Origin of the sequence: Aeromonas sp. BIGb0405 (assembly GCF_024807335.1) — a bacterium.
GTDB classification, from domain to species: Bacteria; Pseudomonadota; Gammaproteobacteria; order Enterobacterales; family Aeromonadaceae; genus Aeromonas; species Aeromonas rivuli.
In genome coordinates this window covers 117991-144273 of record NZ_JANUEP010000001.1, presented here as the reverse complement: position 1 = coordinate 144273, position 26283 = coordinate 117991, and the positions used below count along the sequence as shown (strand labels likewise).

General features: G+C 61.5%; 21 protein-coding genes and 1 tRNA gene. 15 read left to right on the top strand and 7 right to left on the bottom strand.

Annotation, left to right across the window (positions count from 1 at the left end; translation table 11 throughout):
* Positions 1 to 33: 33 nt before the first annotated feature.
* From M2366_RS00725 to M2366_RS00695, 7 genes are all read left to right on the top strand, one after another.
* Positions 34 to 1059, top strand: coding sequence for a YcjF family protein (locus tag M2366_RS00725; RefSeq protein WP_042042882.1), 1026 nt, complete (start codon positions 34 to 36; stop codon positions 1057 to 1059).
* Positions 1060 to 1273: 214 nt separating this feature from the next.
* The gene (phhA, locus tag M2366_RS00720) at positions 1274 to 2068 is read left to right on the top strand and encodes a phenylalanine 4-monooxygenase (protein WP_259268713.1); all 795 of its coding nucleotides are present in this window, start codon (positions 1274 to 1276) and stop codon (positions 2066 to 2068) included.
* Positions 2069 to 2126: 58 nt separating this feature from the next.
* The gene (locus M2366_RS00715; protein ID WP_042042880.1) at positions 2127 to 2465 is read left to right on the top strand and encodes a 4a-hydroxytetrahydrobiopterin dehydratase; all 339 of its coding nucleotides are present in this window, start codon (positions 2127 to 2129) and stop codon (positions 2463 to 2465) included.
* Between the two features lie 161 nt (positions 2466 to 2626).
* The gene (gene tyrR / locus M2366_RS00710; RefSeq protein ID WP_042042879.1) at positions 2627 to 4174 is read left to right on the top strand and encodes a transcriptional regulator TyrR; all 1548 of its coding nucleotides are present in this window, start codon (positions 2627 to 2629) and stop codon (positions 4172 to 4174) included.
* Between the two features lie 227 nt (positions 4175 to 4401).
* A complete protein-coding gene (locus M2366_RS00705; protein WP_259268712.1) occupies positions 4402 to 4959 on the top strand; it encodes a YfiR family protein in 558 nt (185 codons plus the stop codon).
* Complete coding sequence (locus tag M2366_RS00700; protein ID WP_259268711.1) at positions 4956 to 6224, top strand: diguanylate cyclase domain-containing protein; 1269 nt, start codon at positions 4956 to 4958, stop codon at positions 6222 to 6224. The genes M2366_RS00705 and M2366_RS00700 overlap by 4 nt, the downstream gene beginning before the upstream one ends.
* A complete protein-coding gene (locus M2366_RS00695; RefSeq protein WP_224432748.1) occupies positions 6224 to 6703 on the top strand; it encodes an OmpA family protein in 480 nt (159 codons plus the stop codon). Before M2366_RS00700 ends, M2366_RS00695 begins: the two co-directional genes overlap by 1 nt.
* Before the next feature lie 64 nt (positions 6704 to 6767).
* On the opposite strand, the gene M2366_RS00690 is transcribed toward M2366_RS00695, so the two are convergent.
* Positions 6768 to 7490, bottom strand: a complete 723-nt coding sequence (locus M2366_RS00690) for a TerC family protein (RefSeq protein ID WP_224432749.1) — start codon at positions 7488 to 7490, stop codon at positions 6768 to 6770.
* 112 nt (positions 7491 to 7602) lie between these two features.
* Here M2366_RS00690 and M2366_RS00685 point away from each other — a divergent pair, with 112 nt between their 5' ends.
* The 3 genes from M2366_RS00685 (at position 7603) to M2366_RS00675 (ending at position 10862) form a co-directional block, all read left to right on the top strand.
* Positions 7603 to 8718 (top strand): ATP-NAD kinase family protein, encoded by a 1116-nt coding sequence (locus tag M2366_RS00685; protein WP_224432750.1) that lies wholly within the window; start codon positions 7603 to 7605, stop codon positions 8716 to 8718.
* 102 nt (positions 8719 to 8820) lie between these two features.
* Positions 8821 to 9099 (top strand): YfcL family protein, encoded by a 279-nt coding sequence (locus M2366_RS00680; protein WP_259268710.1) that lies wholly within the window; start codon positions 8821 to 8823, stop codon positions 9097 to 9099.
* 98 nt (positions 9100 to 9197) lie between these two features.
* The gene (locus M2366_RS00675; protein ID WP_042042873.1) at positions 9198 to 10862 is read left to right on the top strand and encodes an AMP-binding protein; all 1665 of its coding nucleotides are present in this window, start codon (positions 9198 to 9200) and stop codon (positions 10860 to 10862) included.
* An 84-nt stretch (positions 10863 to 10946) separates the two neighbouring features.
* Here M2366_RS00675 and M2366_RS00670 read toward each other — a convergent pair whose 3' ends face one another.
* From M2366_RS00670 to M2366_RS00655, 4 genes are all read right to left on the bottom strand, one after another.
* Entirely contained in the window at positions 10947 to 14048 is a 3102-nt protein-coding gene (locus M2366_RS00670) for an efflux RND transporter permease subunit (RefSeq protein ID WP_259268709.1), read from the bottom strand.
* Positions 14049 to 14051: 3 nt separating this feature from the next.
* Entirely contained in the window at positions 14052 to 15194 is a 1143-nt protein-coding gene (locus M2366_RS00665) for an efflux RND transporter periplasmic adaptor subunit (RefSeq protein ID WP_259268708.1), read from the bottom strand.
* 276 nt (positions 15195 to 15470) lie between these two features.
* Positions 15471 to 17156, bottom strand: a complete 1686-nt coding sequence (locus tag M2366_RS00660; RefSeq protein ID WP_042042870.1) for an aspartate:alanine antiporter — start codon at positions 17154 to 17156, stop codon at positions 15471 to 15473.
* 770 nt (positions 17157 to 17926) lie between these two features.
* Positions 17927 to 18002 (bottom strand) — tRNA-Asn (locus M2366_RS00655).
* Positions 18003 to 18447: 445 nt separating this feature from the next.
* Here M2366_RS00655 and uvrB point away from each other — a divergent pair.
* The 3 genes from uvrB to M2366_RS00640 all read left to right on the top strand — a co-directional run bounded on the left by uvrB (position 18448) and on the right by M2366_RS00640 (position 21519).
* Entirely contained in the window at positions 18448 to 20460 is a 2013-nt protein-coding gene (uvrB, locus tag M2366_RS00650) for an excinuclease ABC subunit UvrB (RefSeq protein ID WP_041994126.1), read from the top strand.
* Entirely contained in the window at positions 20457 to 20753 is a 297-nt protein-coding gene (locus M2366_RS00645; RefSeq protein ID WP_259268707.1) for a YkvA family protein, read from the top strand. Before uvrB ends, M2366_RS00645 begins: the two co-directional genes overlap by 4 nt.
* A 124-nt stretch (positions 20754 to 20877) precedes the next feature.
* A complete protein-coding gene (locus M2366_RS00640) occupies positions 20878 to 21519 on the top strand; it encodes a DedA family protein (RefSeq protein ID WP_224432753.1) in 642 nt (213 codons plus the stop codon).
* A gap of 117 nt (positions 21520 to 21636) precedes the next feature.
* Here the strand turns inward: M2366_RS00640 and ycaO are convergent, their stop codons facing one another.
* Positions 21637 to 23397 (bottom strand): 30S ribosomal protein S12 methylthiotransferase accessory factor YcaO, encoded by a 1761-nt coding sequence (ycaO, locus tag M2366_RS00635; RefSeq protein WP_042042867.1) that lies wholly within the window; start codon positions 23395 to 23397, stop codon positions 21637 to 21639.
* Positions 23398 to 23752: 355 nt separating this feature from the next.
* On the opposite strand from ycaO, the gene M2366_RS00630 reads away from it, so the two are divergent.
* Positions 23753 to 24466: a B3/4 domain-containing protein gene (locus M2366_RS00630; protein WP_259268706.1), complete on the top strand. Its 714-nt coding sequence runs from the start codon at positions 23753 to 23755 to the stop codon at positions 24464 to 24466.
* Here M2366_RS00630 and sugE read toward each other — a convergent pair.
* Complete coding sequence (gene sugE, locus M2366_RS00625) at positions 24463 to 24777, bottom strand: quaternary ammonium compound efflux SMR transporter SugE (protein WP_042042865.1); 315 nt, start codon at positions 24775 to 24777, stop codon at positions 24463 to 24465. The two genes, M2366_RS00630 and sugE, sit on opposite strands and share 4 nt — an antisense overlap.
* 357 nt (positions 24778 to 25134) lie before the next feature.
* Between sugE and asd the strand changes: the two genes are divergently transcribed.
* The gene (gene asd / locus M2366_RS00620; RefSeq protein ID WP_259268705.1) at positions 25135 to 26250 is read left to right on the top strand and encodes an aspartate-semialdehyde dehydrogenase; all 1116 of its coding nucleotides are present in this window, start codon (positions 25135 to 25137) and stop codon (positions 26248 to 26250) included.
* Positions 26251 to 26283: the final 33 nt, after the last annotated feature.

Genomic DNA, 26283 nt, shown 5'->3' with positions numbered 1-26283 from the left:
CCCAGCTCAGAGGTTGGGAGAGAGGAGAGCGGCATGAATGAGCTAAAACAGGAGCCCAGGTTGCAGGGCAGAGTCGTGCTGGAAGAGCCGCTCACTCCCCCGGAGCCCGCCCCCCTTGCCAAGGCTCAGGTGCTGGAGGATGAGAGCTTCGAGCGCCTGGAAGCCCTGGATGAACTGACCGAGGTTGAACCCGCCTTGACGGTGCGCCCCCGACGCCGGCACCGATTGCTGGCCTGGGGCCTGGGGGCGGTCGGTCTGCTCTCCCTGGGGCAGTTTGTCGGCTTTCTCTATGAGAGCTTCCTCGCCTCGCCATTCTGGGGCGGAGCCTGGCTTGTCGCCTCCGGCCTGGTGCTGGTCGGCACCGCGACCGTGGTCGGGCGCGAGTGGCTGCGGCTGCGCAAACTCAAGCGGCGCCAGGATGTACGCTCCAAGGCCGAGGATCTGCTGGCCCATCAGGGGGTGGGGCAGGGGCAAGCCTTTTGCGAAGGGCTGGCGGTAAAAAGTGGCGACAAGGGGCGGGAGGGCTATCAGCACTGGCTCGCCCAGCTCGACGAGAGCCACAGCGATCGCGAGGTGCTGACGCTCTACAGCCAGCTGGTGCTGACCGAGCGCGACAAGCTAGCCCAGGCCCGGGTGGCCAAGTGGTCGGGGGAGGCGGCCGTGCTGGTGGCCCTGAGCCCCCTCGCCGCCGTTGACATGATGCTGATGCTGTGGCGCAACCTGCGCATGATTGAAGATATCGCCGATGTCTATGCCATTGAGCTCGGCTACTGGAGCCGCATTCACCTGATCCGTCAGGTATTTCGCAACATGCTCTATGCCGGCGCGACCGAGCTGGTGACCGAGGTGGGCATGGATCTGCTGGGGGCGGAATTGACCGCCAAGCTCTCGGCCCGGGCGGCGCAAGGGGTGGGGGCCGGTCTGCTCACTGCCCGGCTTGGCCTGCGCACCATAGAGGCGTGCCGCCCGCTGCCCTGGTGCGCGGACGAGAAGCCCAGACTCTCCGAGATGCGCAAGGGGCTGGTGCGCAAGATAGCGGGCTACCTGAGCAAGGGGTAGTCGGGGGATGAGCCCGCTTGTCACATTTTCTTTACATTCATCAATGAGCAGCCGACCCTGGGTCGGCTGCTTTTTTAGGGGAGAAATCGTTACAGTGATCCCATCAGGCCCTGCTGTCAGTGGTGGGGCAAGATAACCTCTTCTGAGCCAATGGGAGTGGCTCACGGACATGGCGACCGACTCGCTATCGCCACCGATGTCGCAGGATGCCAGCATGGGAAATCACTACAGTGCCCGCCAAGCCGATAGCCAGGGATTCATCGACTACAGCGACGATGAACATGCTACCTGGCAGATATTGATCGAGCGTCAGTTGCCTTGTCTGGCCGGGCGGGCCTGCGCCGAGTATCAGGCCGGGCTGGATCTGCTCGAGCTGCCCCGGGATCGCATTCCTCAGCTGGGGGAGATCAATGCCGTGCTCGCGCCCTGCACCGGCTGGTCGGTGGTGGCGGTGCCGGCGCTCATCTCCTTCGACCGTTTCTTCGAATTGCTCGCCCATCGCCAGTTCCCGGTGGCCACCTTCATCCGCCGCCGTGATGAGCTCGATTATCTGCAAGAGCCGGACATCTTCCACGAGATCTTCGGCCACTGCGCCATGTTGACCAATCCGGCCTTCGCCGATTTCACCCACACCTATGGCCAGCTGGGGCTCAGTGCCAGCAAGGAGGAGAGAGTCTTCCTGGCCCGGCTCTACTGGTTCACCGTGGAGTTTGGTTTGCTGCAAACCGAGCAGGGGTTGCGTATCTATGGCGGCGGCATCCTCTCCTCCATCGGCGAGACCGCCTATGCCCTGTCCGGCACGCCGCGCCGCGCCCCTTTCGTGCTGCAAGATGTGTTGCGCACCCCCTATCGCATCGACATCATGCAGCCCCTCTATTATGTGCTGCCGAGCCTGGACAGCCTCTATACCCTGACCCGGGAGGAGATACTGGCGCAATTGACCAGGGCCAGGGAGCTGGGTCTGTTCGAGCCCCTCTATCCCCCCAGGCAGATCCAGGCCGCACGTTGAACCCGATCATCCAGGCATGGTGCCTGACATCCCGCTGTCGTTAGAGAAGGAGAAAAACATGTCTGAACTGGCAACCCAGCGTTGTGAGGCCTGCCGGGCCGATGCCCCCAGGGTGAGCGAGCATGAATTGGCCGAGCTGATGCGCGCCCTTCCCGACTGGCAGCCGGTGAGTGAACAGGGTGCACTGCAACTGCGCCGTGAATTCACCTTTCGCAACTTCAAGGAGGCGCTCGCCTTCACCAACCGGCTCGGCGAACTGGCCGAGGCGGAGTTTCATCACCCGGGGATCCTGACCGAGTGGGGCAAGGTGACGGTGACCTGGTGGACCCACAAGATCCACGGCCTGCACCGAAATGACTTCATCATGGCGGCGCGCACCGACAGCTTGTTCAAATAGTGCACGCCAGCCCTCTCAAGGGGGACGGCAGTGACGGCGTCGTGGGCCTGCCCGGTGCAAACCGGGGCGGGCCCTCATTTTTACCGGGCAAGTCTCGCACTGGCGGGGGGGAGACGTTATTATCACGCCCATCATGAAGTTAGCCAGGAAGCCTGCCTCGAATGCGTCTTGAAGTCAGCTGTGAAGACCGCCTGGGTCTGACCCGGGAATTGCTCGATCGTCTGGTGGAGCACAATATCGATCTGCGCGGCATCGAAATCGATACCACAGGCATCATCTACCTCAATTTCCCCGAGCTGGAGTTTCGCGACTTCCAGCACCTGATGCCCGAGATCCGCCGCATCCCCGGGGTACATGACGTCAAGACCATCCCCTACCTGCCCTCCGAGCGGGAGCATCACGAGATCCGCGCCCTGCTCAAGGCGCTGCCGGATCTGGTGTTCTCCCTCGACAGTCGCGGTCGCATCACCCAGGTCAACCAGTCGGCCCTGACCACCCTCAACCTGCCACAGGAGGAGGTCAAGGGGGTAGCCCTTGGCTCCCTGATCAAGGGCTTCGCCTTCACCCGTTGGCTCGAGTCGAGCGACATCAAGCCGCAGACCTGCAAGCTGAGCCTGGGCGGTGAGGAGTACCTGGCGGATCTGATGCCGCTGTTCGTGGCCGAAGAGAAGGGCAAGCAAGCCCTGGCTGGCGCCGTGGTGGTGCTCAAGTCTGCCCGCCGGGTCGGTCTGCATTTCAGCGCCCTGCATGCCATCGAGGTGGGCGGTTTCGAGCATCTGCAGGCAGAGAGCCCCAAGATGAGACAGGTTCTGACCGAGGCCAGCAAGCTGGCGATGCAGGATGCTCCCTTGCTCATCGTCGGCGAAACCGGCACCGGCAAGGAACTGCTGGCCCGCGCCTGTCATGGGGCCAGCCTGCGCTCCAGCCACCCCTTTATGGCCCTCAACTGCGCCGCCATGCCCGACAACGTGGCCGAGAGCGAGCTGTTTGGCTATGCCCCCGGCGCCTTTGGCAATAACACCGAGGGCAAGCGCGGTGTACTCGAGCTTGCCAGCGGCGGCACCCTGATGCTCGATGAGATAGGGGACATGTCCGCGCACCTGCAGACCAAGTTCCTGCGCGTGCTGCAAGACGGGGTGTTTCGCCGGGTCGGCGACGAGCAGGAGGTGAAGGTCAATGTGCGCTTCATCTGCACCACCCAGAAGCAGTTGCTGGATCTGGTGGCCGAGGGCAAGTTTCGCGAAGATCTCTACTACCGTCTCAACGTGCTGAGTCTGGCGCTGCCCCCCCTGCGGGAGCGCAAGGCGGATATCATGGCCCTGGCCCAGCAGTTCGTCGCCCGTTTCGCCAGCGAGTTGCAGCGCCCGCGCCCGCGCTTCACCCGTAACATGGCCGAATACCTGACCGCCTACCGCTGGCCGGGCAACGTGCGTCAGCTGCGCAACTGCCTCTACCGCGCCATGACGCTGCTGGAAGGGGACGAGATTGGCCCCGAACAGATAGACCTGCCGGTCGCCCCCGATGCCATGCCACTCATTGACGAGTGGTTCGAAGGGGCACTGGACGAGGCGGTCAAGCGCTTCGAGAGCCGCTTGCTGGCGCGTCTCTACCCGGCCTTCCCCTCGACCCGCCAGCTCGCCAAGCGCCTCGGGGTCTCCCACACCGCCATCGCCAACAAGCTGCGGGAATATGGCATCGGCAAGAAGTAACAGACCCGCTCTTCAGCCAATGCAAAGGGGCCGTTTGGCCTCTTTTTCTATGGAAAGAGGCCAGAACCTGTCTTGATCTATCATGGCCTTGGAGGCCAGCGCTGTGGATAACGGCGTCATGCTGGCGCTGGCGGTTGACAGGAAGCGCCGTGGCACGGCACTGTCGGGCTAACCCTGTGGTTCAGGGACATGTTAGGATCTGTTCGGCTATCTCTATGATCAAACCTATGCACTTATCGTATCTGCTTCATCTGTTTGCCGGTCTCTTCCTGCTGGCAAGCTCCCTGGCTCTGGCCGATATCCAGACCCCTGGCCGTCCTGGCACCCAGGCCGAGCTGCGCGTGGAACACGTGCGCCAGACGGTGCTCGATATTCTCAGTTATACCCGCTGGCCTGTGGAACCCCCGGCATTGCGACTCTGTGTGCTGGGGCCGACCGAGTATGCCGATAGCCTCTTTCATCTCCGCCAGCAAGCCAATGGCCGCCGGGTCACGGTCAGCCGCTACAGTGTTGGCGATCCCCTGATCCCGGGGCATTGCGATGTGATCTATCTGGGGGATGTCACCGAGGCCGAACGGCTGGCGCTGTTTGCCCATTTGCAAGGCCATGCCGTACTCAGCATCAGTGAGAAGGATGGCCCTTGCAGCACCAGCAGTGTCTTCTGCCTGCAGGTGGGGGATGAGCGGGTGCGCTTCAACGTCAATCTCGATGCCCTGGCCCTGAGCGGGGTCAAGGTGCATCCCGCCGTGCTCAAGCTGGGCCGGGCTGACGAGGCGCGACCATGATCTCCTTCATCCGCCTTGGCAAAAAACGGCTGACCCTGCGGCAGAGCCTGGATCGCACCCACCTGATGGTCTCCCTGACGGCGGTCTGCCTGGTGGGGGGCTTGCTCACCGCCATGGCCATGCTCTCGCTGCGTTTTTACACGGATCACAATCTTGACCTGGTGGCGCGCGCCATCGGCTATACCACGGAGGCCGCTGTGGTGTTTCAGGATGGGGAGGCGGCCCGGGAGGCGCTGCAAAATATTGCCTCCCATGAGGATGTGGCCGAGGTGAGCATAGTGCTCGCCTCGGGGAAGTTGCTGGCCTATTGGTCCAGACCCGCCTCCTTGCCCTGGTTCGCCCTGGAGCGGCAGTTGGCCGAATTGGTGCTGCCCGGGCCCATCGAACTGCCCATGATCCACAATGGCCACGAGGTTGCCCGTATCAAGCTGGTTGGTCATGGCCAGTATCTGCTCAGCTTCCTGGTACAGGTGCTGGCGGCCATGCTGGTCTGCATGCTGCTCAGTACCCTGGGGGCGCTCTATATTGCTCGCCTGATGCAACGATCCATCACCACACCGCTGAGATCCCTGGCACAGGTGGCCCATGGGGTCAGCCGCGAGCGTTCCCTGAAACTGCGGGTGCCCGAAGCGAGCATCACCGAACTCAATACCTTGGGCCAGGATTTCAATTCGCTGCTCGATGAACTCGAGGCCTGGCAGGCCCATCAAGAGCGCGAAAATGCCAGCCTGTTGCACCTGGCCACCCACGACAACCTCACCGAATTGCCCAATCGGGCGCTGTTTGAAGCTCGCCTGCAACAGGCGGTGAACAATGGCCGGGCCCGCGCCGAGCGTTTCTCCCTGCTCTACCTCGATTGTGACAACTTCAAGCAGATCAACGACAACCTGGGCCATGGCACCGGGGATGAGGTGCTGGTGGCCATCGCTCGGCGTGTCCAGCATCAGCTCAGGCCACAGGACTTGGTGGCGCGCCTGGGGGGCGATGAATTCGTGGTGCTGCTCAGCCCCATCTCGGCCGATCGGGATGTGGTCGATATCATCAATCGCATCGGCAAGGCCATGGCCGAACCCATTGCCCTGGCCGATGGCAGTCGGCTCGATTGCACCCTCAGCATAGGGGCGGCCCATTTCCCCACCGATGGCGACAGCGCCGAGGCCCTGTTGCAGCACGCCGATCACGCCATGTATCTTGCCAAGCGACAAGACAAGGCGCAGCGGGCCAGGGAGTCAAAGGTTCACACACCCAAAGAGGAAAGTAGGTAATGAAGATGGTTATTCGTGTCGCCCTGACCGGGCTGCTGCTGACGCTGCTTGGTGGCTGCGCAACCCAGACGGGCCTGAGCGCCGAACAGCTCGCCATGCTCAAGGAGCAGGGGTTTCGATTGACCGAAGAGGGCTGGACCCTGGATCTCTCCAATCGGGTATTGTTTGCCAACGATGTGGGCCGACTCAGCGAGCAGACGCAAGGGGCTGTGCGTACATTGGCCGACAATTTGCAACTGGTCGGTTTGAACCGGGTGCGGATCGAAGGTCATACCGACACCAACGGCCCGGCCGATTATAACCAGCGGCTCTCTCTGACCCGTGCCCAGTCGGTGGCCGATGTCATGGTCCTGGCCGGCATGGTTCCGGCCAACCTGATCATTCAGGGGCGAGGCGAGGTTGAACCCATCGCCGACAACAAGACCCGTGAAGGCAGGGCCCAGAATCGTCGGGTATCCATCATAGTGCCCAACCAATAACAGGACGTTTTGGCAGACAATAAAAAGGGCGCCACAGCGCCCTCATTTGTTGGACGAATGGCTCTCAATCCGGCCTGGAGTTGTGGCTGCGCAGACGGATATTGATCATCTCCACGACGAGGGAGAAGGCCATGGCAAAGTAGATGTAACCCTTGGGAATATGCAGATCCAGACCTTCTGCCATCAGGGCGACCCCGACCAGGATCAGGAAGGCAAGGGCCAGCATCTTGATGGTTGGATGCTCATCGACGAAGTCACCGATGGATTTTGCTGCAAACATCATGACCCCGACTGCGATCATGATGGCCAAGACCATGACGGGAACATGGTCGGCCATGCCGACGGCGGTAATGACAGAATCCAGACTGAAGACGATGTCCAGGATAGCGATCTGTATCAGTATGCTGACGAAGCTGGCCCCCACTGTCTGGGCGGTACTTGCTTCGGCCGCCCCCTCCAGGGAGACATGGATCTCATGCACGCTCTTGGCAATGAGGAAGAGGCCACCAATGAGCAGGATCAGATCACGGCCGGAGATCGCCTCGTCCAAGATGCTGAACATCGGATCGGTCAGGCGCATCACCCAGGCGAGAGAGAGCAGCAGCAGGATGCGGGTACCCATGGCGAGGCCAAGGCCAATCACTCGGGCGCGCTGACGCTGCGCTTCAGGCAGACGTCCGACCAGGATAGAGATGAAAATGATGTTATCTATGCCCAGTACGATCTCGAGCAGTGTCAGGGTCGCAAGGGCAACCCAGGCGGTGGGGTCAAGCATCCATTCAAACATGATGTAACTAGCCTTGTGAGTGAATAAAAAAGCGGTGCATTCTAACAGTGCTTATCACGTTGTACCATGGTGCCATCGCGTGATCCCAACCCTTGGCCCTGAGAGGAAGAACATGTTTCGGTTAGGTCTGATAGTGAATCCCGTGGCCGGCATAGGTGGTCAGGTCGCCCTCAAGGGCAGTGACGGCATGCTGGGCGAGGCACTGGCCCGGGGTGCCGTGCCCAGGGCCAATGAGCGTACCCGCCAGGCGCTGCAACCGTTGATTGGGTTGGCTCACTCTTTTGAGATAGTGACGGTGGCCGGTGAGATGGGAGGGCGCCTGGCGGATGAGCTTGGCCTGCCCCATAGGGTGATCTATGACCCCGTTTCGCTCCAGACGACACCGGAAGACACCAGAGCCGCGGCACGTTTGATGATGCACGCTGGCGTCGATCTGCTGCTGTTTGCTGGCGGTGATGGCACGGCCCGGGATATCTGCGCCGAGGTGGGAGAGCAGCTGCACGTGCTCGGTATCCCGGCTGGCTGCAAAATTCACTCTGGGGTCTATGGCGTGACCCCTCAGGCGAGCGGCCGGGTTGTGGCCCGGATGATCGCAGGTGAGCTGCTCAGCCTGATGGAGGGGGAGGTGATGGACATCGACGAGGTCGCCTTTCGCGAGGGGCGGGTGCGAGCCCGCCATTATGGTCAGCTCAAGGTTCCGAACGATCTGCGCTACGTGCAGTCGGTCAAACAGGGGGGCCGGGAGAGTGAAGAGCTGGTGCTCGACGAGATAGCGGCCGAAGTGATGGAGCAGATGGAGCCCGATACCCTCTACCTGATGGGTTCAGGGGGGACCGTTGCGGCCTGCATGGACCGGCTGGGTCTGGAAAATAGTCTGCTCGGTGTGGATCTGGTGGAAAATGGTCAGCTGATCGGGCAGGATCTGGGCGCTCACGAGATCCTGACCCGGACTCGTGGCCGCCACTGCCGACTGATCATTACCCTGATAGGCGGACAGGGGCACCTGTTTGGTCGCGGCAACCAGCAGCTCAGCCCGGAGGTGATCCGGGCGGTCGGTCTGGACAACATCCTGGTGGTGGCGAGCAAGCGCAAACTGGCGGCGTTGGAAGGGCGCCCTCTGCTGGTGGATACCGGTGACGAGGCGCTGGATCGCGCGCTGTGCGGTTATCAAAGGATCACGACAGGATATAGGGATCAGGTCATCTATCCGGTGGCCAACCCACAATAGCACTGCAAGGATGCGGCATGCCCTGTGGAGCCCGATCAACCGGATCAGGGTTCCAACCCCAAGTTATCTTGCCGGCAATCCCGGCGAATGAGGCTGCGTTAAATGACGATTCATGAATTTGAACACAAATTGTTGGCACTGATAGACAGCATGGTGGCCACGGCGACCGAAGATGAGCTGTTTGCCGGGGGTTATCTGCGGGGCCATATCTCCCTGGCGGTGGCCAGGGCCGAGCTGGAGGGCAAGACGCTGATCCGGGATGTGAAGAGCTACGTGCTGCGCAGCCTCAACGACGCCATCTTGCAGGGGGAGTTGTCGGAGCAGGATGAGACCCTGGTACAGGCCATGTGGAAGCGACTGCAACTGCAGGCAGAAGCTTGATCCCAGACACATTTCAAACACAAGTTTAAGGTTGTGCTTTCCCGAAGGTTAACAAAAGGTTAATAATAAACTACCTCATTTGTTTCAGGGAAAGCACCATGACCAGCGCCTCTACCATAGCCCAACGGCTGCCGCTTGAGATGCTCTATCAGTGGGAACAACAGTGCCCGGATCGAGTCTATCTTCGTCAGACCATCAACCGTCAGTATCAAGATTTCAGCTGGGCCAGGGTCGCCGACGAGGCGCGCCGTCTGGTGACAGCCCTGCGCGCCCTGGGGTTCGAGCCCGGGGACAAGATAGCCCTGCTCTCCAAGAACTGCGCCCAGTGGTTCATCGCCGATCTGGCGCTGCAGATGGGGCAATATGTGAGCGTCCCCATCTATCCCACCGCCAACATAGACACCATTGAGTATGTGCTGCGCCACAGCGAGGCCAAGGCGGTATTCGTCGGCAAACTCGATGACTGGCATAGCCAGGAAGCGGGTCTGCCCGCGGAGCTGCCCCGCATCGCCATGCCCTATGACACCATGCCGGCCCAGCACCAGTGGGATGCCCTGCTGGCCAGCCACGAACCGGCCCGGGATCTGGCCCCGCAACGGGGCGAGGATCTGCTCAGCCTGGTCTACACCTCCGGCAGCACCGGCAAGCCGAAGGGAGCCATGCTCAGCGTCGAGCGTTACGCCTGGTCTTGCGAGAAGCTGGTCGAGGCCGTGGGGCTGCGGGAGGCCGATCGCGGCTTCTCCTACCTGCCGCTCGCCCACATCACCGAGCGGGTCTACATCTATGGTGGCAGCCTGTTTAGCGGCGCCGAGATAAGCTTCCCCGAATCCCTGGATACCTTTATCGAGGACGTCAAACGCTGCCGTCCTACCGTATTTATCTCTGTGCCCCGGCTCTGGGCCATGTTCCGCATCAAGATCCACGAAAAACTGCCCCAGAAGAAGCTGGCCCTGCTGCTCAAGATCCCCTTTGTCAGCACGCTTATCAAACGCAAGCTGCAACAGGGTCTGGGGCTGGATCAGGCACGGGTGCTGGGCTGCGGCTCAGCCCCGGTGGCTCCGGCGCTGCTCGCCTGGTATCACAGCATCGGCCTCAATATCACCGAGGCCTGGGGCATGACGGAGAACCATGCTTACGCCACCCTCAACTACCCCTTCCGGGCCGACAAGATAGGCACGGTCGGCAAGGCGGGGCCCGGGGTGCGCATCCAGATCTCGCCGGAGGGGGAGATCCTCTGCCGCTGCGAGGGCATGATGCTGGGCTACTACAAGGATCCGGAACACAGCAGCGAAGCCATCGATACCGAAGGCTGGCTGCGCACCGGAGACATGGGCAAGCTCGACAGCGAAGGCTATCTCACCATCACGGGGCGGATGAAGGATGTGTTCAAGACCGCCAAGGGCAAGTATGTGGCCCCTGTGCCCATCGAGGGGCTGCTCGGTCAGGAGTCCATCATCGAGCAGCTGTGCGTGATCGGTTATGGCATGCCGCAGCCCATCGCCCTGGTGCAGCTCTCGGAGCAGGCCATGAAGGGGAACAGTGCCCAGATAGATGCCGAGCTGGAGGCCGCCCGTCAGCGGGTCAACGACAAGCTCGAATCCCATGCCAGGCTGCGGGGCATCTTGGTGGTCAAGGCCCCCTGGAATATCGAGAACGGCGTGCTGACCCCGACCATGAAGATCCGTCGTCATCTGCTCGAGCAAAAATATGCCGAGCTCGGGGATCAATGGCCCAAGGATCGCAACATAGTGCGCGAGAGTTGAGGCCAGTGGGTGATTGGCCGTTCACATCATGAAGAGCACAAGGGGGAGCTGAGGCTCCCCCTTGTGGTGATGGCTGTCCCGGCGTCAGAGTGTTGACTTGCGATGGCTGAGCTTGAACACCAGCAAGAAGAACAGCGGAATGAAGAAGATCGCCAGCAGGGTGGCGCTGAGCATGCCGCCCAGCACCGAGGTGCCGATGGCGTGACGGGCATTGGCCCCGGCGCCACTGCTGAGCACTAGGGGCAAGACCCCGAGCATGAAGGCGAGGGAGGTCATGATGATGGGCCTGAGCCGCTGGCGGCAGGCGGTCATGGTCGCCTCGAGCAAGTCCATGCCTCGTTCGTGCAGCTCCTTGGCGAACTCGACGATAAGGATGGCATTCTTGGCGGTGAGCCCCATGGTGGTGAGCAGGCCCACCTGGAAGTAGACGTCGTTCTCCAGGCCCCGCAGACTGGTGGCCAGCACGGCGCCCAGCACCCCGAGCGGCACGGCCAGGATCACCGAGAGCGGCACGCTCCAGCTCTCATAGAGCGCCGCCAGGCAGAGGAAGACGATCAGGATGGAGATGCCATAGAGCATGGGCGCCTGGTTGCCAGCCTGGCGCTCCTGGTAGGACATGCCGGTCCAGCTGATGCTGACCCCGTGGGGCAGGGTGCTGGCCATCCGCTCGATGGCGGCCATGGCTTCCCCCGTGCTGTGCCCCGGGGCCGCTTCACCGACTATCTCAACGGCAGGGTTGCCGTTATAGCGCGCCAGCTGCGGCGCCCCATAACCCCAATGGGTGCTGCTGAAGGCGTTGAAAGGCACCATGTCCCCCTTGGTGTTGCGCACGAACCACTTGTCGAGATCCTGGGCTGACATCCGATCGGGGGCATCCGCCTGCAGATAGACCTTCTTGGTGCGACCATGGTCGACGAACTGGTTGACGTAGGAGGAGCCCCAGGCGATGGAGAGGGTGCGGTTGATCTCATCGACGTTCAGCCCCAGGGCCATCGCTTTCTCGTAGTCGATGTCGATGAAGAACTGGGCGTTGTCATTGAGGCCGCTGGGTCGCACCTTCTGCAGAGCAGGATCCTGACTCGCGGCCTTGAGCAGCTGGTTGCGGGCGGCGATCAGCCGCTCATGCCCCAGACCGCCATTGTCTTCGAGATAGAAATCAAAGCCGGTGGCGTGGCCCAGCTCACGGATGGAGGGCGGGTTGACGGCGAACACCATGGCATCGTCAATCTTGCTGAAGGTCTTCATGGCGCGGCCTATGATGGCGTTGACATCCTGCCCCGGTTGTTGGCGTTGATCCCAGGGTTTGAGAGAGACAAAAGCCATGCCCGCATTCTGGGCGTTGCCCGAATAGCTAAAGCCGGTGATGCCGAGCACCGTTTGCACCGTCGCTTGCTCATGGGTGGCGAAATAGTGCTGCACCTTGGCCACCGCCGCCTCGGTACGCTGCTGACTGGCGCCGGCGGGGAGCTGCACCATCACCATGAAGTTGCCCTGATCCTCTTCCGGCAGGAAGGAGGAGGGGAGCAGATGGAACATCCAGCCCAGGGTGATCAGCAGTGCCACATAGAGGATCAGGCTGCGGCCCGAGCGCTGCAATATCCGGCTGACGCCCCCTTCATAGCGATGGGCGAGCCACTCGAAGCGGCGGTTGAACCAGGCGAATAAGCCGTGCTGGTGAGGCTGGTGATCCCCCTTGAGCAGGGTGGCGCACAGGGCCGGGGTCAGAATCATCGCGGTCAGCACAGAGAGCGCCATGGCCGAGACGATGGTCAGGGAGAACTGGCGATAAATGGCGCCGGTTGACCCTTGCATGAAGGCCATGGGCACGAACACCGCCGAGAGCACCAGGGCGACGCCAATCAGGGCGCCGCTGATCTGGGTCATGGACTTGCGCGTCGCCTCCAGGGGGCTCAGCCCCTCCTCTTGCATGATGCGCTCGACGTTCTCCACCACCACGATGGCGTCATCGACCAACAGACCGATGGCGAGCACCAGGCCGAACATGGTCAGGGTATTGATGGTGAACCCCAGGGCCGACATGATGCCGAAGGTACCCAGCAGTACCACGGGCACGGCGATGGTGGGGATCAGGGTCGCCCGCAGGTTCTGCAAGAAGAGGTACATCACCAGGAAGACCAGCACTATGGCCTCGAGCAGGGTCTTGATCACCTCCTCGATGGAGATCTTGATGAAAGGCACCGTCTCCATCGCCTTCACCATCTTGAGGCCAGGCGGGAAGCTTTGCGAGAGCGTGGCCAGCTTGGCATCGACCGCCTTCTGGGTATCCAGGGCATTGGCGCCGGTGGCCAGCTTGATGCCCATGGCCGAGGCGTTGTCCCCATCGAGGCGGGCGATCTTGTCATAGCTTTCACCGCCAAGTTCGAGGCGCGCCACATCGCTCAAGCGAACCTGGGAGCCATCCTGGTTGACCTTGAGCAAGATGTTGCGAAACTGCGCCAGGCTTTCGAGGCGGTTGCGGGCGGTGATGGTGGCATTGATCATCTGGCCCTGGATGGCCGGGGTGCCGCCAATCTGCCCCACGGTCACTTCGCTGTTCTGGGCCTTGATGGCGTTGGAGATGTCCAGGGGGGTGAGCTGGTAGCTGGTCAGCTTGCTGGGATCGAGCCAGACGCGCATGGCGTATTGGGTACCGAACTGGGTGACGTCACCGACCCCTTCCAGGCGGCTGATGGGATCGAGCAGGTGGGAGCCGACATAGTCGGCGATGTCCTGGGAGTTCATGCTGCCATCATCGGACTTGAAGGCGATGAGGCTCATAAAGCTCGAGGAGCTCTTGCGCACGCTGATCCCCTGCTGCTGCACCTCGGCGGGCAACTGGCTATTGGCCTGCTGCAAGCGGTTTTGCACCTGGACCTGGGCGATATCCGGATCCGTACCCGCCTGGAAGGTGAGGGTGACGGAGACGTTGCCGGCAGAGTCGCTGGTGGCGGACATATAGAGCAGGTGGTCGAGCCCTTTCATGTTCTGTTCGAGGATCTGGGTCACGCTGTTTTCCACGGTCGAGGCCGAGGCCCCGGGGTAGACGGCGTTCACCTGGATGGCGGGGGGGGCTATGGTCGGGTATTGGGCGATGGGCAGGCCCATGATGGCAAGTACCCCGCCCAACATGACGAGGATGGCGAGCACCCAGGCGAAGACGGGTCTATCGATGAAGAAACGTGACATGACTTACCCCGCCGCCTGAGTGGAAACTGGGATGGCGGCCGTGGCCTTGACCGCCATGCCCGGACGCAGTTTGACCTGGCCGGAGACGATGACCCTCTCCCCCGCCTTGAGGCCATCTGCAATCACCCACTGATCCCCCCGACTCGCGCCCAGACTGACCTGACGCGGCTCTACCTGGTTGTTGGCATTGACCAGCAGCACGGCGCCCTTGCCACCAGGCAACTGGGTCACGCTGGTCTGGGGCAGCAGCAGTCCGGTGCCGGGCTTGTCATCGGCAATGGTGGCACGCAGGAACATGCCCGGCAGCAGGGTCTGCTGGGGATTGGGGATGATGGCGCGCAGGGTCAGGCTGCCGGTGGACTCATTGACGCTCACATCGGCAAACGCGAGGCTGCCGCTCTGGGGATAGGATTTCCCGGTCTGGGTCTGCAGGCTGACTTTTTTCGGCGCCGCCCCCGGGCGCAAGCTGTCGCTCACGTCTCCCAGGGTGTTCACCGCCTGGGTCATGTCCAGATAGATGGGATCCAGCTGCTGTATGGTGGCCAGGCTGTTGGTCTGATTGGTGGTGACCAGCGCCCCCTCGGTGACTTGAGAGATGCCGATCCGCCCCGAGATGGGGGCTCGTACCTGGGTATAGCCGAGTTGGATCTTCGCCTGTTCCAGGCTGGCCTGGTCGATACCTGTCTGCGCCTTGGCCTGCTGCCAGGTCGCTTCGGCCTGATCGAACTGTTCACGGCTGATGAGGCCGCGCTTGACGAGCGCCTGGTAGCGAACATAGGTCTTGTAGCCCACCTCGGCATCGGCCTTGCTCTTGGCCAGCTGGGCGCTGGCACTGTTGAAGGCGGCTTGATAGCTGGCGGGATCTATCTGGTAGAGGGGATCCCCTGCCTTGACGTTGGCCCCCTCTTCAAACAGACGGTGGAGGATGATGCCGGACACCTGGGGGCGGACCTCGGCGATCCGGGAGGCCGAGGTGCGACCCGGCAGGCTGATATCCTGACTCAGGGGCTGGGGAGTCAGGGTAAGGGTCTGCACTGATATGGGGGAGGCGATGGTCTTGGCGTCGGACCCCGCTTGGCCACAGCCGCCGAGCAGGATACCGAGGGTCAGGGCGATCGCGAGACGAGAATAGGAGTGAGGGAGCATGGTGGCCTCCGGCTGAGAAAAAGAGAATGAGAATTGCGTCACATTAAAGCGCGGGCCAGCTTTGTGGAGATGGGTATGACTGTCAATGGCAGTTGCCGGGATCAGACAGCCTGGGTTCAGCTACGAGGGAAATATCCCGAAAAGAGCGCCGAGGGGCCGGACAGAGGGGCGGGGAGAAGAGCGCAAGAAAGGCAAGTCAGAAAGTGGGGGCAGAGGCTGCACCCTGGCCGAGGGGATTGAACAGGGGGCAGATGATGCCCCCTGTTCAAACGCGGCTTAGAACCAGAAGCCGATGATAAAGGATCCGGCCAGGGTGAGCATGACGTTGGCCACCGCGTAGGTGCCCGCATAGCCGAGCGCCGGGATCGAGCTGTTGGCCGCCTCGTTGACCACGTCCATGGCGGGGGCGCAGGTCCGGGCCCCGGTGATGGCGCCGAGCAGCAGGGCCGGGTTCATCTTGAGCACCCAGACCCCGAACAGGTAGCCCACCAGCACCGGCAAGGTGGTGACCAGCATGCCGGAGAAGAGCACCACCACCCCCACCTCGCTGAGATGATCCAGAATGCCGCCACCGGCCTTGAGGCCCGTGCTCACCATGAAGACGGCCAGGCCCAGATCCTTGGCCAGACGCAGGGCACCCGGCGGCACATAGCCGACCGTCGGGTGGTTGGCGCGCAGGTAACCCATCAGGATCCCCGCCAGCAGCAGACCGACGGCGTTGCCCAGGCCAAATTCGAGCTGACCGAATACCAGGGAGACGGAGCCTATCAGCAAGCCGAGCACGAAGAAGGTGGTGAAGGCCACCAGATCCGTGGTCTGACTGTGAATGCTGATGAAGCCAATCTTGTTGGCAAGATGCTTGACCCTGATCTTCTCGCCGCTGATCTGCAGCACATCACCCTTTTGCAGCATGATGTTGCGATCGAACGGCATCTCTATCTGGGAGCGTACCACCCGGTTCAAGAAGCAGCCTTTTTCGGTGAGATTGAGCTCCACCAGATGACGGCCCACCACGGAATCATTCTTGACCACTATCTCTTCGGTGACGATCTGCAGGTCAAGCAGGTTCCTGTCGAATACCTCCTTGCCGTTGCGATAGTTGACATCCAGCTTCTCGTGGCTCTCGGGATACCCGACCAGGGCGATCTCGTCCCCTTCCTGAATGACGGCGTCACCATCGGGGCTTGCCAGTATGCCGTTGCGGCGGATCCGCTCCACATAGCAGCCGGTGTGGGGATAGATGCCGGTCTCACGCAGGGTGCGGCCCCCTATCCAGGCGGCCAGCTCCGGGCCGACCCGGTAGGCGCGGATGATGGGCAGATAGGTCTTGCGGTTCTCATTGTCAGACAGGCCCCGTTCGCGGGCTATCTTCTGGGCCTCTGTGCTGAGATCGAGGCGGGCCAGGGCGGGCAGATAACGCACCACCAGCATCAAGCCGACCAGCCCCACCAGATAGGTGAGCGCATAGCCGATACCCATGTTGTCGAGCACGGGCTGCATGTCGGTGCCATGGGGCAGGTTGAGCAGGCCGCTGCGCAGGGCATCCTGGGCACCGACCAGGGCCGGGGTCGAGGTGAGCGAGCCTGCCAGTATGCCCGCCGCCATGCCGGGCCCCAGGTTGAAGAACTTGGCCAGGCCCACCGTCAACAGCAGCGCCGTGAGCAATATCACCAGGGTGAGGGTGATGTAGTGGATGCCATCGCGCAGGAAGACGCTGAAAAAATGCGGTCCCGCCTCTATGCCGACACAGAAGATGAACAGCATGAAGCCGACGTTTTCCGTGGTGGCGGAGAATTGAAACCCCATCTGACCGAACAGCAGGGCGGTGAACAGCACCCCTATGGTGTTGCCAATCTGGAAGTTGCCGACCCGCACCTTGCCAAGTAGCAGGCCGAAGGCCAGTACCACGAACAGCAGCAGGGAGTCGCTTTGGTGTAGCAGTGTCACGAAATCTATGGTCATGCCCGGACAAACCGAGAAAAAAGTGGGGCCGATATTGTGCCGCATCCCCCGCCAATAAAGAAGCGCCGGTTGGGACAAAGCTGCATATTGGGCGGCCACGCCCAGGCGACCCATCGCGCTGGGGGGAAAGGATGGGTTTTTCTGTCTGCGCGAACCGCTGTCAATTAGTGATTCATGCTGTCTGTCCCAGCAGACAAGCGGATGCCCCTCGGCATTTATAGAATCCTGTGCCCCGTAAAAAATGGGGGTGATTACAGAGCAAGCTGCTGCCGGTTTGGCACGGCGCTTCCCAACCTCAGGATCCTGGTCTGGTGTCAAATGCACCGCTGACCCACTGCATCTGGGGTGGGGAATCCTGTATTAAAAAAGATCCTTCAGACGCCAAAAAAATCCGGTTCAAGGAGACGAGGCAAAACAGCATAAAATCGGGTTTGCCCTGGGGGGCCAAGATAAATGGGGGCTGAATGAGCCAAACCCAGGCTGGGTCTGGGCTGGCGCGACTTACCCACAGATTCTGTGGATAACCCTGTGTGTGAAAATTGAAAACAGGCCGCCAGGCCTTGCCAATACTGGGTTGCAAGGCCTGTTCAAAAAATACCGGCAAATAATTGTTTGCATAAAAATCAAATAGTTAGCTGCAACAGCACAAAGTGCTGAAGGGGGAGTTAGGGCGAATAAGGGGGAGTGCTGTCAAGCCGTGGCAGCTTGTGCATTAAATTTGGTAGCGAGGGGCACTAAAGTGGATAACTTGCACCGAGATGGTGAGGAATTGGCTCCCTCGACTGGACTTGAACCAGTGACATACGGATTAACAGTCCGCCGTTCTACCGACTGAACTACGAGGGAACATCAGGCAAGGAGGAGCACTATACAGAGGTCGCCGGACGGGGTCAACCGCCGACTGAGGGAGGAGAGCGATACCCGGTGTGGTGCAAGTCGAGGTACATGGGGGGGCTATACCCGCAGTGGTACAAGTCGAGGTACTACATGATGGGGGAGGAGGGTGATCCTCCCAGTGGTATGGGTCGAGGTACATGGGGGGAGGCTATACCCGCAGTGGTACAAGCCGAGGTACTACATGATGGGGGAGGAGGGTGATCCCCACAGTGGTATGGGTCGGGGGACATGGGGGGAGGTTATACCCCCAGTGGTGCAAGTCGAGGTACTACATGATGGGGGAGGAGGGTGATCCCCCAGTGGTATGGGTCGGGGTACATGGGGGGGAGGCTATACCCGCAGTGGTACAAGTCGAGGTACACTTGCCCTTTGCCGTTTCTTGTCCGGAGTCTTCATGAGCAAGTCGTTTCAACTCGTCAGCCAGTTCTCCCCTGCGGGGGATCAGCCGGCCGCCATCAGCCAACTGCTTGAGGGGATAGAATCCGGACTCGCCCACCAGACCCTGCTTGGGGTGACCGGCTCGGGCAAGACCTTCACCATGGCGAACGTGATAGCGACCCTGAACAGACCCACCATGATACTGGCGCCCAACAAGACCCTGGCCGCCCAGCTCTATGGGGAGATGAAGGAGTTCTTCCCCGAGAACTCGGTGGAGTACTTCGTCTCCTACTACGACTACTACCAGCCGGAAGCCTATGTGCCGACCACGGACACCTTCATCGAGAAGGATGCCTCCATCAACGATCACATCGAGCAGATGCGGCTGTCGGCCACCAAGGCACTGCTGGAGCGGCGGGACGTGATCATCGTCGCTTCGGTGTCAGCCATCTATGGCCTGGGGGACCCCCAGGCTTACCTGAGCATGATGCTGCACCTCAAACTCGGCGACATCATCAACCAGCGAGACATACTGCGTCGCCTCGCCGAGCTGCAATACAGCCGCAACGACCTGGCCTTCCAGCGCGGCACCTTCCGGGTGCGGGGGGAGGTGATCGACATCTATCCGGCGGAATCGGACAAGCTGGCGCTGCGGGTCGAGCTGTTTGACGAAGAGATAGAGCGACTCTCCCTGTTTGACCCCCTGACCGGCGCCATCGAGCAGACGGTGGTGCGTCATACCATCTATCCCAAGACCCACTACGCCACCCCCCGCGAAACCATCCTCGGTGCCATCGATCACATCAAGGAGGAGCTCAAGGGACGGCGCGAACAGCTGATCTCCCTCAACAAACTGGTGGAGGAGCAGCGCATCAGCCAGCGCACCCAGTTCGACATCGAGATGATGCAGGAGCTGGGCTACTGCTCGGGCATCGAGAACTACAGCCGCTACCTGTCGGGGCGCGCGCCGGGGGAGCCGCCGCCCACCCTGTTCGACTACCTGCCGGGGGATGGTCTGCTCATCATCGATGAGTCCCATGTGACCGTGCCGCAGATAGGCGCCATGTTCAAGGGGGACAGATCCCGCAAGGAGACCCTGGTGGAGTACGGCTTCCGCTTGCCCTCTGCCCTGGACAACAGGCCGCTCAAGTTCGACGAATTTGAGGCCCTGATGCCACAGACGGTGTTTGTCTCGGCCACCCCCAGCCCCTATGAGCTGGAAAAATCCGGTGGTGATGTGGTGCAACAGGTGGTGCGCCCCACCGGCCTGCTCGATCCCGTGATTGAAGTGCGTCCGGTCGGCACCCAGGTGGACGACCTGCTCTCCGAGATCCGGCTGCGGGTGGCGGTGGACGAGCGGGTGCTGGTCACCACCCTGACCAAGCGGATGGCGGAGGATCTCACCGAATACCTGGCGGATCACGACGTGCGGGTGCGCTATTTGCATTCGGACATCGAGACGGTCGAGCGGGTCGAGATCATCCGCGATCTGCGGCTCGGCAAGTTCGATGTGCTGGTGGGCATCAACTTGCTGCGCGAAGGGCTCGACATGCCGGAGGTCTCCCTGGTGGCCATACTGGATGCCGATAAAGAGGGCTTCCTGCGCTCCACCCGTTCACTGATCCAGACCATTGGCCGGGCCGCTCGCAACCTCAACGGCAGGGTCATCCTCTATGGGGATCGCATCACCAACTCCATGAAAGTAGCCATCGAGGAGACGGAGCGGCGCCGCGCCCTGCAGCATGCCCATAACCTCGAGCACGGCATCACCCCCAAGGGCCTCAACAAGGCGGTGGGGGACATGATGGACATGGGGGGCAGCCGCATCTCGGGCAAGGCTGGCAAAGGGAGTCGCAAGGCCGCCGAGCCGCAAGGGGAGTACCATGCCCGCACCACCAGCGAGATCACCAAGGAGATCAAACGCATGGAAGAGCAGATGTTCCAGCATGCCCGGGATCTGGAGTTCGAGCAGGCCGCCGCCCTGCGCGACAGCATCCAGCGACTGCGCCACGAGTTGATTGAAAGTTGAGGCCGCTGCGCGCCCTGTTCGGGATTGGGCCCAAGTTACGTCGCCTCTATCTGGGCTTTCGCCACCCGGCCACCCCGCTCTGGGCCAAGGGGTTGGCACTGCTGGTGTTCGTCTATGGCCTCAGCCCTCTCGATCTGGTGCCGGATGTCATTCCCGTGCTCGGTTGGGTGGATGATCTCACGCTCTTCATCTGGCTGATCTGGGGCTGGGAGTCCTGCTTGCCCGCCGAGGTGCGTCAGGCCATTGCCGAAAAAGCGGGGGAGAAAAAGGGGAAACAGGAGGGGGATGAGTAGCCAGGCGCCAGCCTGCGCTGCCCCAGATGTTGGCCATGGTTTGCGGCGAAATTGTGGTAAGGGAGGGGAAGGGGTAGACTCGGCCCCTCTGTCATCATCCATCCCTTAATACCGAGCCCGATCCATGGATCTTATCTTGTTCCTCGTCGACTTCATCTTGCACATAGACATCCACCTCAAGGCACTGTTTGCCGATTACGGCGTCTGGATCTATGCCATTTTGTTTCTCATCATCTTCTGCGAGACGGGGCTGGTGGTGATGCCCTTCCTGCCCGGTGACTCCCTGCTGTTCGCCGCAGGCGCCCTCACGGTAGACAGTGCCCTGGATGTGCATCTGCTCAGTGCCCTGCTGGTGCTGGCCGCCATACTCGGCGATCTCACCAACTACACCCTGGGTCGGCTGTTTGGGGAGCGGCTGTTCAGCCGCCCCGACTCACGACTGTTCCGTCAGGATTATCTGCACCAGACCCACGCCTTCTTCGACCGCCATGGTGGCAAGGCCATCATCATCGCCCGCTTTGCCCCCATAGTGCGTACCTTCGCCCCCTTCGTGGCAGGCATGGGCAAGATGAGTTATCCACGTTTCATGGCCTTTAACGCCGTGGGTGGCCTGTGCTGGGTGCTCTCTTTCGTCTATGTGGGCCACTTCTTCGGCAACCTGCCCCTGGTCAAGGAGAACTTCACCCTGCTCATCTTCGTCATCATTGGCATCTCCCTGCTGCCCATGGTGATCGCCGCCCTGCGCGCCAGGCTGGGCAAGGGGTGAGCGGTGCAGTCAGCAAGGGGTGAGGATAGGGCCGCTGCGGCCTGGGTGACTTGACCCTTCATGACATAAAAAAACCGGGCCACGTGGGCCCGGTTTTTGATGACTGCGGCGCAGCACTCACTGCCAGTTGGCGTTGCGCTTGGCTTTTTGCAGCTTCTCATAGGCTGCCAGCAGTTTTTGGTGCAGCGGGAACTGGCTGAGGGACTCATCGGCTGGCTCCAACCCGTGGAAACGAGCCTCGCCGCTGGCATGGGCCCACGCCTGTGCCAATGCCTGTTCGCCATACATGCGGGTGAACACGGCTCTGTACTGCTCGGGCTCGCGTTCCTGGTCCAGGAACAGCTCGACGCAGCTCTTGAGGGCGCGGTAGTAGTTGGCACGTTCAGGGCTGAACACCGACTGGTTGTACTCCATGGTCCAGTTGATGAGATCCAGCGCCGTCTCCAATTCGCCTGCGGCCAGGGCCAGCATGGCCTTGAGTTCACCGATGCGCAGGGTGTGCAGGGCGGTGCCCTTGGCGGCAGCGATGCCAAGCAGCTCGCGCACCCGGGTACGCTCGTCGTGACCTTCCTCTTCCAGCTGATCGTAGAAAGCCATGTACTGCTCGGCGTCCCACGTCAGGGACGGCAGGGCCAGGATCACTTCCCGCAGGTTGGCGCCCATGTTGTTGTTGGCCAGCAGCAAGTCTTCGGCCGGGTAGATGTCGGACATGCCGGGTACCAGGATGCGGCAGGCGTAGACGTCCAGGTGCTCGTAGTCGGCGATGTAGACCGGCTGCTCCAGCTCGTGGAAGATGCCTATCAGGTGATCGAACTCCTGCTGGGAGGTGCCCCGGAAATCCCAGTCGGCGAACTCGAAGTCTGACTCCTCTTTGAACAGATCCCAGTTGATGAGACCGGAAGAGTCGATGAAGTGGGTCTCCAGATTGTGGTGATCCGCCACCTGCTCGTTATCAAAGGAGGGGGCGACGAAGACATCCAGATCCTTCAGGCCACGGCCTTGCAGCAGCTCGGTGACGGTACGCTCGAACGCGACTTCGAAGCGCGGGTGGGCACCGAAGGAGGCGAAGCTGGTGCCGTTACGCGGGTTGAGCAGCACCACGCAGATGACCGGATAGCGACCGCCCAGGGAGGCATCGAAGCTGTAGATGGGGTAGCCTTCGGCCTCAAGGGCGGCGATGGAGGCCGCAATGCCGGGGTAACGGGCGATCACCTCCGCCGGGATCTCCGGCAGACTGATGGCCTCGGCGATAATTTTGTTTTTCACGTGACGCTCGAACACCTCGGACAGCCCCTGGGTGCGGGCCTCGGTCTTGGTGTTGCCGGCGCTCATGCCGTTGGAGACATAGAGGTTGCCGATGATGTTCATCGGAATGTAAACGGTCTGATGATCGGACTGGCGCTCGAAGGGCAGGGCGACGATGCCGCGCTCCTCGTTGTTGGATTGCAGGTCCACCAGCATGTCGGCGGTCACTTCCCCTTCCGGGTTGTAGAAGTGACGGGTGAAGTCGTCGAGCAGACCCGCCGGGAAGTGATCGCCCTCGATGGGGAACCACTTCTCGTTGGGGTAGTGCACGAAGTCGCCATCGGCGATTTGCTGGCCCAGATAGAAGTCGGCGAAGAAGTAGTTGGTGGAGAGACGCTCGAAGTACTCGCCAAGCGCCGAGGCCAGGGCCGCCTTCTTGCTGGCCCCTTTACCGTTGGTAAAGCAAAGAGCGCACTCCTTGTCCCGGATGTGCACGGACCAGACATTGGGCACGGGGTTGAGCCAGGAGGCCTCTTCAATATCAAACCCCAGGGCCTGCAATTTGGTCTGGAAGCGCTCGATGGAGTCTTCCAGCGCCGCGTCCTTGCCGGGAATAAAAGTGTGGTCTGTCATCACGATATCCTGATTTTTATTGGCTCATGTTTGGTCGCAGATAATAGCATGAGTCGCAAGAGATGCGGCCTAGACAATGGCGCCGTCCGCGCTCTTTTCAGTGTCTGAAAGGGGAGTGGACAAGGCTGTTGCGCCTGTTGTGGCGAGCGGCAAGTGCGAGCCTGTCTGACCATCATTAGAAATTCTTAATGATATTAAGGAAAAGTAGATTTCATTATGTCTGGCCGTTGCGCATCATGCTGCCACGTTTTGCCGGGTGAACACGGCGTGATAGCGCCCATTGCTGCTGCGACAAGTTGTTCGCCTTCACTATTCCTCTATCGGCTCGGCCGTTGATCACGAATTGGGAGTCCCTATGCCATCCATGACACCGCGAGTGGAGTCTGACATCACCACACTGGCGCCCGGCTTCAGAGCCCTCAGCATCCAGGTCGATGCGGCCGCCATCACCGATATGAGCGTGGGTGCCCAGGCATTAAAGCGGGCCTGCCAGTCCGTCGCGGCGGGAGGCGCGCCCTGGGCGCACGCTCATCTGTCGGCGTGGGCCGAGGTGTTCAGGCGGTTCGGTGCCAAACCACAACGCACCCCTTGCTCGGCCGAAGCCCTGCGAAAGAGAGTGCTGCGGGAGGGGGCACTGCCGAGCATCGATCCTATCGTCGATCTCTACAACGCCATTAGCATCGAGTATGCCATTCCGGTCGGAGGGGAAAATCTGGTGGCCTATGAGGGGGTGCCCCGCCTGGTAATTGCCGATGGCAGCGAACGGTTTGACACCATGAAAGGGGGGTTGCCTGCGCAGGAAACGCCCGAGCCGGGAGAGGTCGTCTGGCGGGATGACATGGGGGTGACCTGTCGCCGCTGGAATTGGCGGCAGGGTGTCAGAACCCGACTCAGCGTGGAGTCTGAGCAGATGTGGTTCATTCTGGAGAGTCTGCCGGAGATGCCGCTGGCTGCCTTGCAGGAGGCCGGCGATCGGCTGATCGCCGGCTTGCTGGAGATGATGCCAGGGGCCCGGATAGAGAAAGCGCTGATTGGTTGCCAATCCGGGACAGAGAAGAGGGCCAGTTAGCCGATGGCCTTGAGACCCAGTATGCCGCCGATGATGAGCGCCAGGCAGAACAGTCGCGCCGCCGTGGCGGGCTCGCCAAACAGCCAGATCCCCATCAGCACTGTGCCGACTGCGCCTATGCCGGTCCAGACGGCGTAGGCGGTGCCAAGGGGCAGATGCCTGACCGCCAGGGCCAGCAACAAGACGCTCACCCCCATGGCGGCGAGGGTCAGCAAGGTAGGAAGGGGGCGGCTGAAGCCGTCGGTGTATTTGAGACCAATGGCCCAGGCGACCTCGAACAGACCGGCGATGAGCAGCAATATCCAGGGCATAAAAGGGGTATCCATCAGGGGGCAGGGTCGTCCCTGCCAGCGGTCAGGCAGCGGGGTCGTCCCCGCCGGGCGCGATGGCCGTTGGGACTCATATTGCCAGAGCCGGATCGCGCTTGCCAAGGAGAGGCGCCTCCCCGGGCCTCATCGCTTGATATTGCAGCAAACGGCAGGGAATATTGCGCAAATCGACTTGCGTCCCTCGCCACAATCCGTAATGTGGATAGACACATTTTTCGCAGCAGAATTTTATCTGTTCAGGATCTACATGGCGCCACTGTGGTGTCAGGAGGCATATGCCTCCCGGGTCGGAACGATAGAGGCTCCGCACTATCAAGTCGTTATCCAGGGTAGGACATTATGAAAAAAGTAGGTTTGGTCGGTTGGCGTGGCATGGTGGGCTCTGTCCTGATGAGCCGGATGCAGGAAGAGCAGGATTTTGCGCACATTCAACCCACCTTCTTCACCACCTCCCAGGCCGGTGAGGCCGCCCCCAACTTCGGCGTCGATGCCGGTCAGCTCCAGGATGCCTTCAACATAGCGGCGCTGGCTGAGCAGGAGATCATCATCACGGCCCAGGGCGGCGACTACACCAAGGATGTCTATCCGCGCCTGAAAGCCGCCGGCTGGCAGGGTTACTGGATTGATGCCGCGTCCTCTTTGCGCATGGAAGAAGAGGCCGTCATCATCCTGGATCCGGTCAATGGCGATGTGATAGCCCAGGCACTGGATGCCGGCACCAAGACCTTCGTCGGTGGCAACTGCACCGTCAGCCTGATGCTGCTGGCCCTGGGCGGTCTGTTCAAGGCCGATCTGGTGGAGTGGGTGAGCGTGGCGACCTACCAGGCGGCCTCTGGTGGCGGCGCCCGTCACATGCGTGAGTTGATCACCCAGATGGGGATGTTGCGTGATGAAGTGGCGGTCGAGCTGGCGGATCCCGCTTCCGCCATTCTGGATATCGAGCGCAAGGTCACCGAGAAGACCCGCTCCGGCGACTTGCCGGTGGACAACTTCGGTGTGCCCCTGGCTGGCAGCCTGATCCCCTGGATAGACACCAGACTCGACAACGGCCAGAGCCGGGAAGAGTGGAAGGGTCAGGCCGAGACCAACAAGATCCTCGGCATCGAGGCGGCCCCGGTGCCTGTCGACGGTCTGTGCGTGCGCATTGGCGCCCTGCGCTGCCACAGCCAGGCCTTCACCATCAAGCTCAAGAAAGATGTGCCGCTGGCCGAGATTGAAGCCCTGTTGGCCAGCCACAACGACTGGGTCAAGGTCATCTCCAACGAGCGCGACATCAGCGCCCGCGAGCTGACCCCGGCCGCGGTGACCGGCACCCTCAACATACCGGTTGGCCGCCTGCGCAAGCTCAACATGGGCCCGGAATACCTGGCCGCCTTCACGGTCGGTGATCAGCTGCTGTGGGGCGCTGCCGAGCCGCTGCGCCGCATGTTGCGCATCCTGCTGGCCCGTGGCTAAGGGATGGCAGCCACCGGCTCTCTGGATGAAACG

What these genes read in the sequence shown, in the direction of transcription:
- M2366_RS00725 (WP_042042882.1), top strand. Translation starts at nt 34, where the DNA reads ATGAATGAGCTAAAACAGGAGCCCAGGTTGCAGGGCAGAGTCGTGCTG.
- phhA (WP_259268713.1), top strand. Translation starts at nt 1,274, where the DNA reads ATGGGAAATCACTACAGTGCCCGCCAAGCCGATAGCCAGGGATTCATC.
- M2366_RS00715 (WP_042042880.1), top strand. Translation starts at nt 2,127, where the DNA reads ATGTCTGAACTGGCAACCCAGCGTTGTGAGGCCTGCCGGGCCGATGCC.
- tyrR (WP_042042879.1), top strand. Translation starts at nt 2,627, where the DNA reads ATGCGTCTTGAAGTCAGCTGTGAAGACCGCCTGGGTCTGACCCGGGAA.
- M2366_RS00705 (WP_259268712.1), top strand. Translation starts at nt 4,402, where the DNA reads ATGCACTTATCGTATCTGCTTCATCTGTTTGCCGGTCTCTTCCTGCTG.
- M2366_RS00700 (WP_259268711.1), top strand. Translation starts at nt 4,956, where the DNA reads ATGATCTCCTTCATCCGCCTTGGCAAAAAACGGCTGACCCTGCGGCAG.
- M2366_RS00695 (WP_224432748.1), top strand. Translation starts at nt 6,224, where the DNA reads ATGAAGATGGTTATTCGTGTCGCCCTGACCGGGCTGCTGCTGACGCTG.
- M2366_RS00690 (WP_224432749.1), bottom strand. Translation starts at nt 7,490, where the DNA reads ATGTTTGAATGGATGCTTGACCCCACCGCCTGGGTTGCCCTTGCGACC.
- M2366_RS00685 (WP_224432750.1), top strand. Translation starts at nt 7,603, where the DNA reads ATGTTTCGGTTAGGTCTGATAGTGAATCCCGTGGCCGGCATAGGTGGT.
- M2366_RS00680 (WP_259268710.1), top strand. Translation starts at nt 8,821, where the DNA reads ATGACGATTCATGAATTTGAACACAAATTGTTGGCACTGATAGACAGC.
- M2366_RS00675 (WP_042042873.1), top strand. Translation starts at nt 9,198, where the DNA reads ATGACCAGCGCCTCTACCATAGCCCAACGGCTGCCGCTTGAGATGCTC.
- M2366_RS00670 (WP_259268709.1), bottom strand. Translation starts at nt 14,048, where the DNA reads ATGTCACGTTTCTTCATCGATAGACCCGTCTTCGCCTGGGTGCTCGCC.
- M2366_RS00665 (WP_259268708.1), bottom strand. Translation starts at nt 15,194, where the DNA reads ATGCTCCCTCACTCCTATTCTCGTCTCGCGATCGCCCTGACCCTCGGT.
- M2366_RS00660 (WP_042042870.1), bottom strand. Translation starts at nt 17,156, where the DNA reads ATGACCATAGATTTCGTGACACTGCTACACCAAAGCGACTCCCTGCTG.
- uvrB (WP_041994126.1), top strand. Translation starts at nt 18,448, where the DNA reads ATGAGCAAGTCGTTTCAACTCGTCAGCCAGTTCTCCCCTGCGGGGGAT.
- M2366_RS00640 (WP_224432753.1), top strand. Translation starts at nt 20,878, where the DNA reads ATGGATCTTATCTTGTTCCTCGTCGACTTCATCTTGCACATAGACATC.
- ycaO (WP_042042867.1), bottom strand. Translation starts at nt 23,397, where the DNA reads ATGACAGACCACACTTTTATTCCCGGCAAGGACGCGGCGCTGGAAGAC.
- M2366_RS00630 (WP_259268706.1), top strand. Translation starts at nt 23,753, where the DNA reads ATGCCATCCATGACACCGCGAGTGGAGTCTGACATCACCACACTGGCG.
- sugE (WP_042042865.1), bottom strand. Translation starts at nt 24,777, where the DNA reads ATGCCCTGGATATTGCTGCTCATCGCCGGTCTGTTCGAGGTCGCCTGG.
- asd (WP_259268705.1), top strand. Translation starts at nt 25,135, where the DNA reads ATGAAAAAAGTAGGTTTGGTCGGTTGGCGTGGCATGGTGGGCTCTGTC.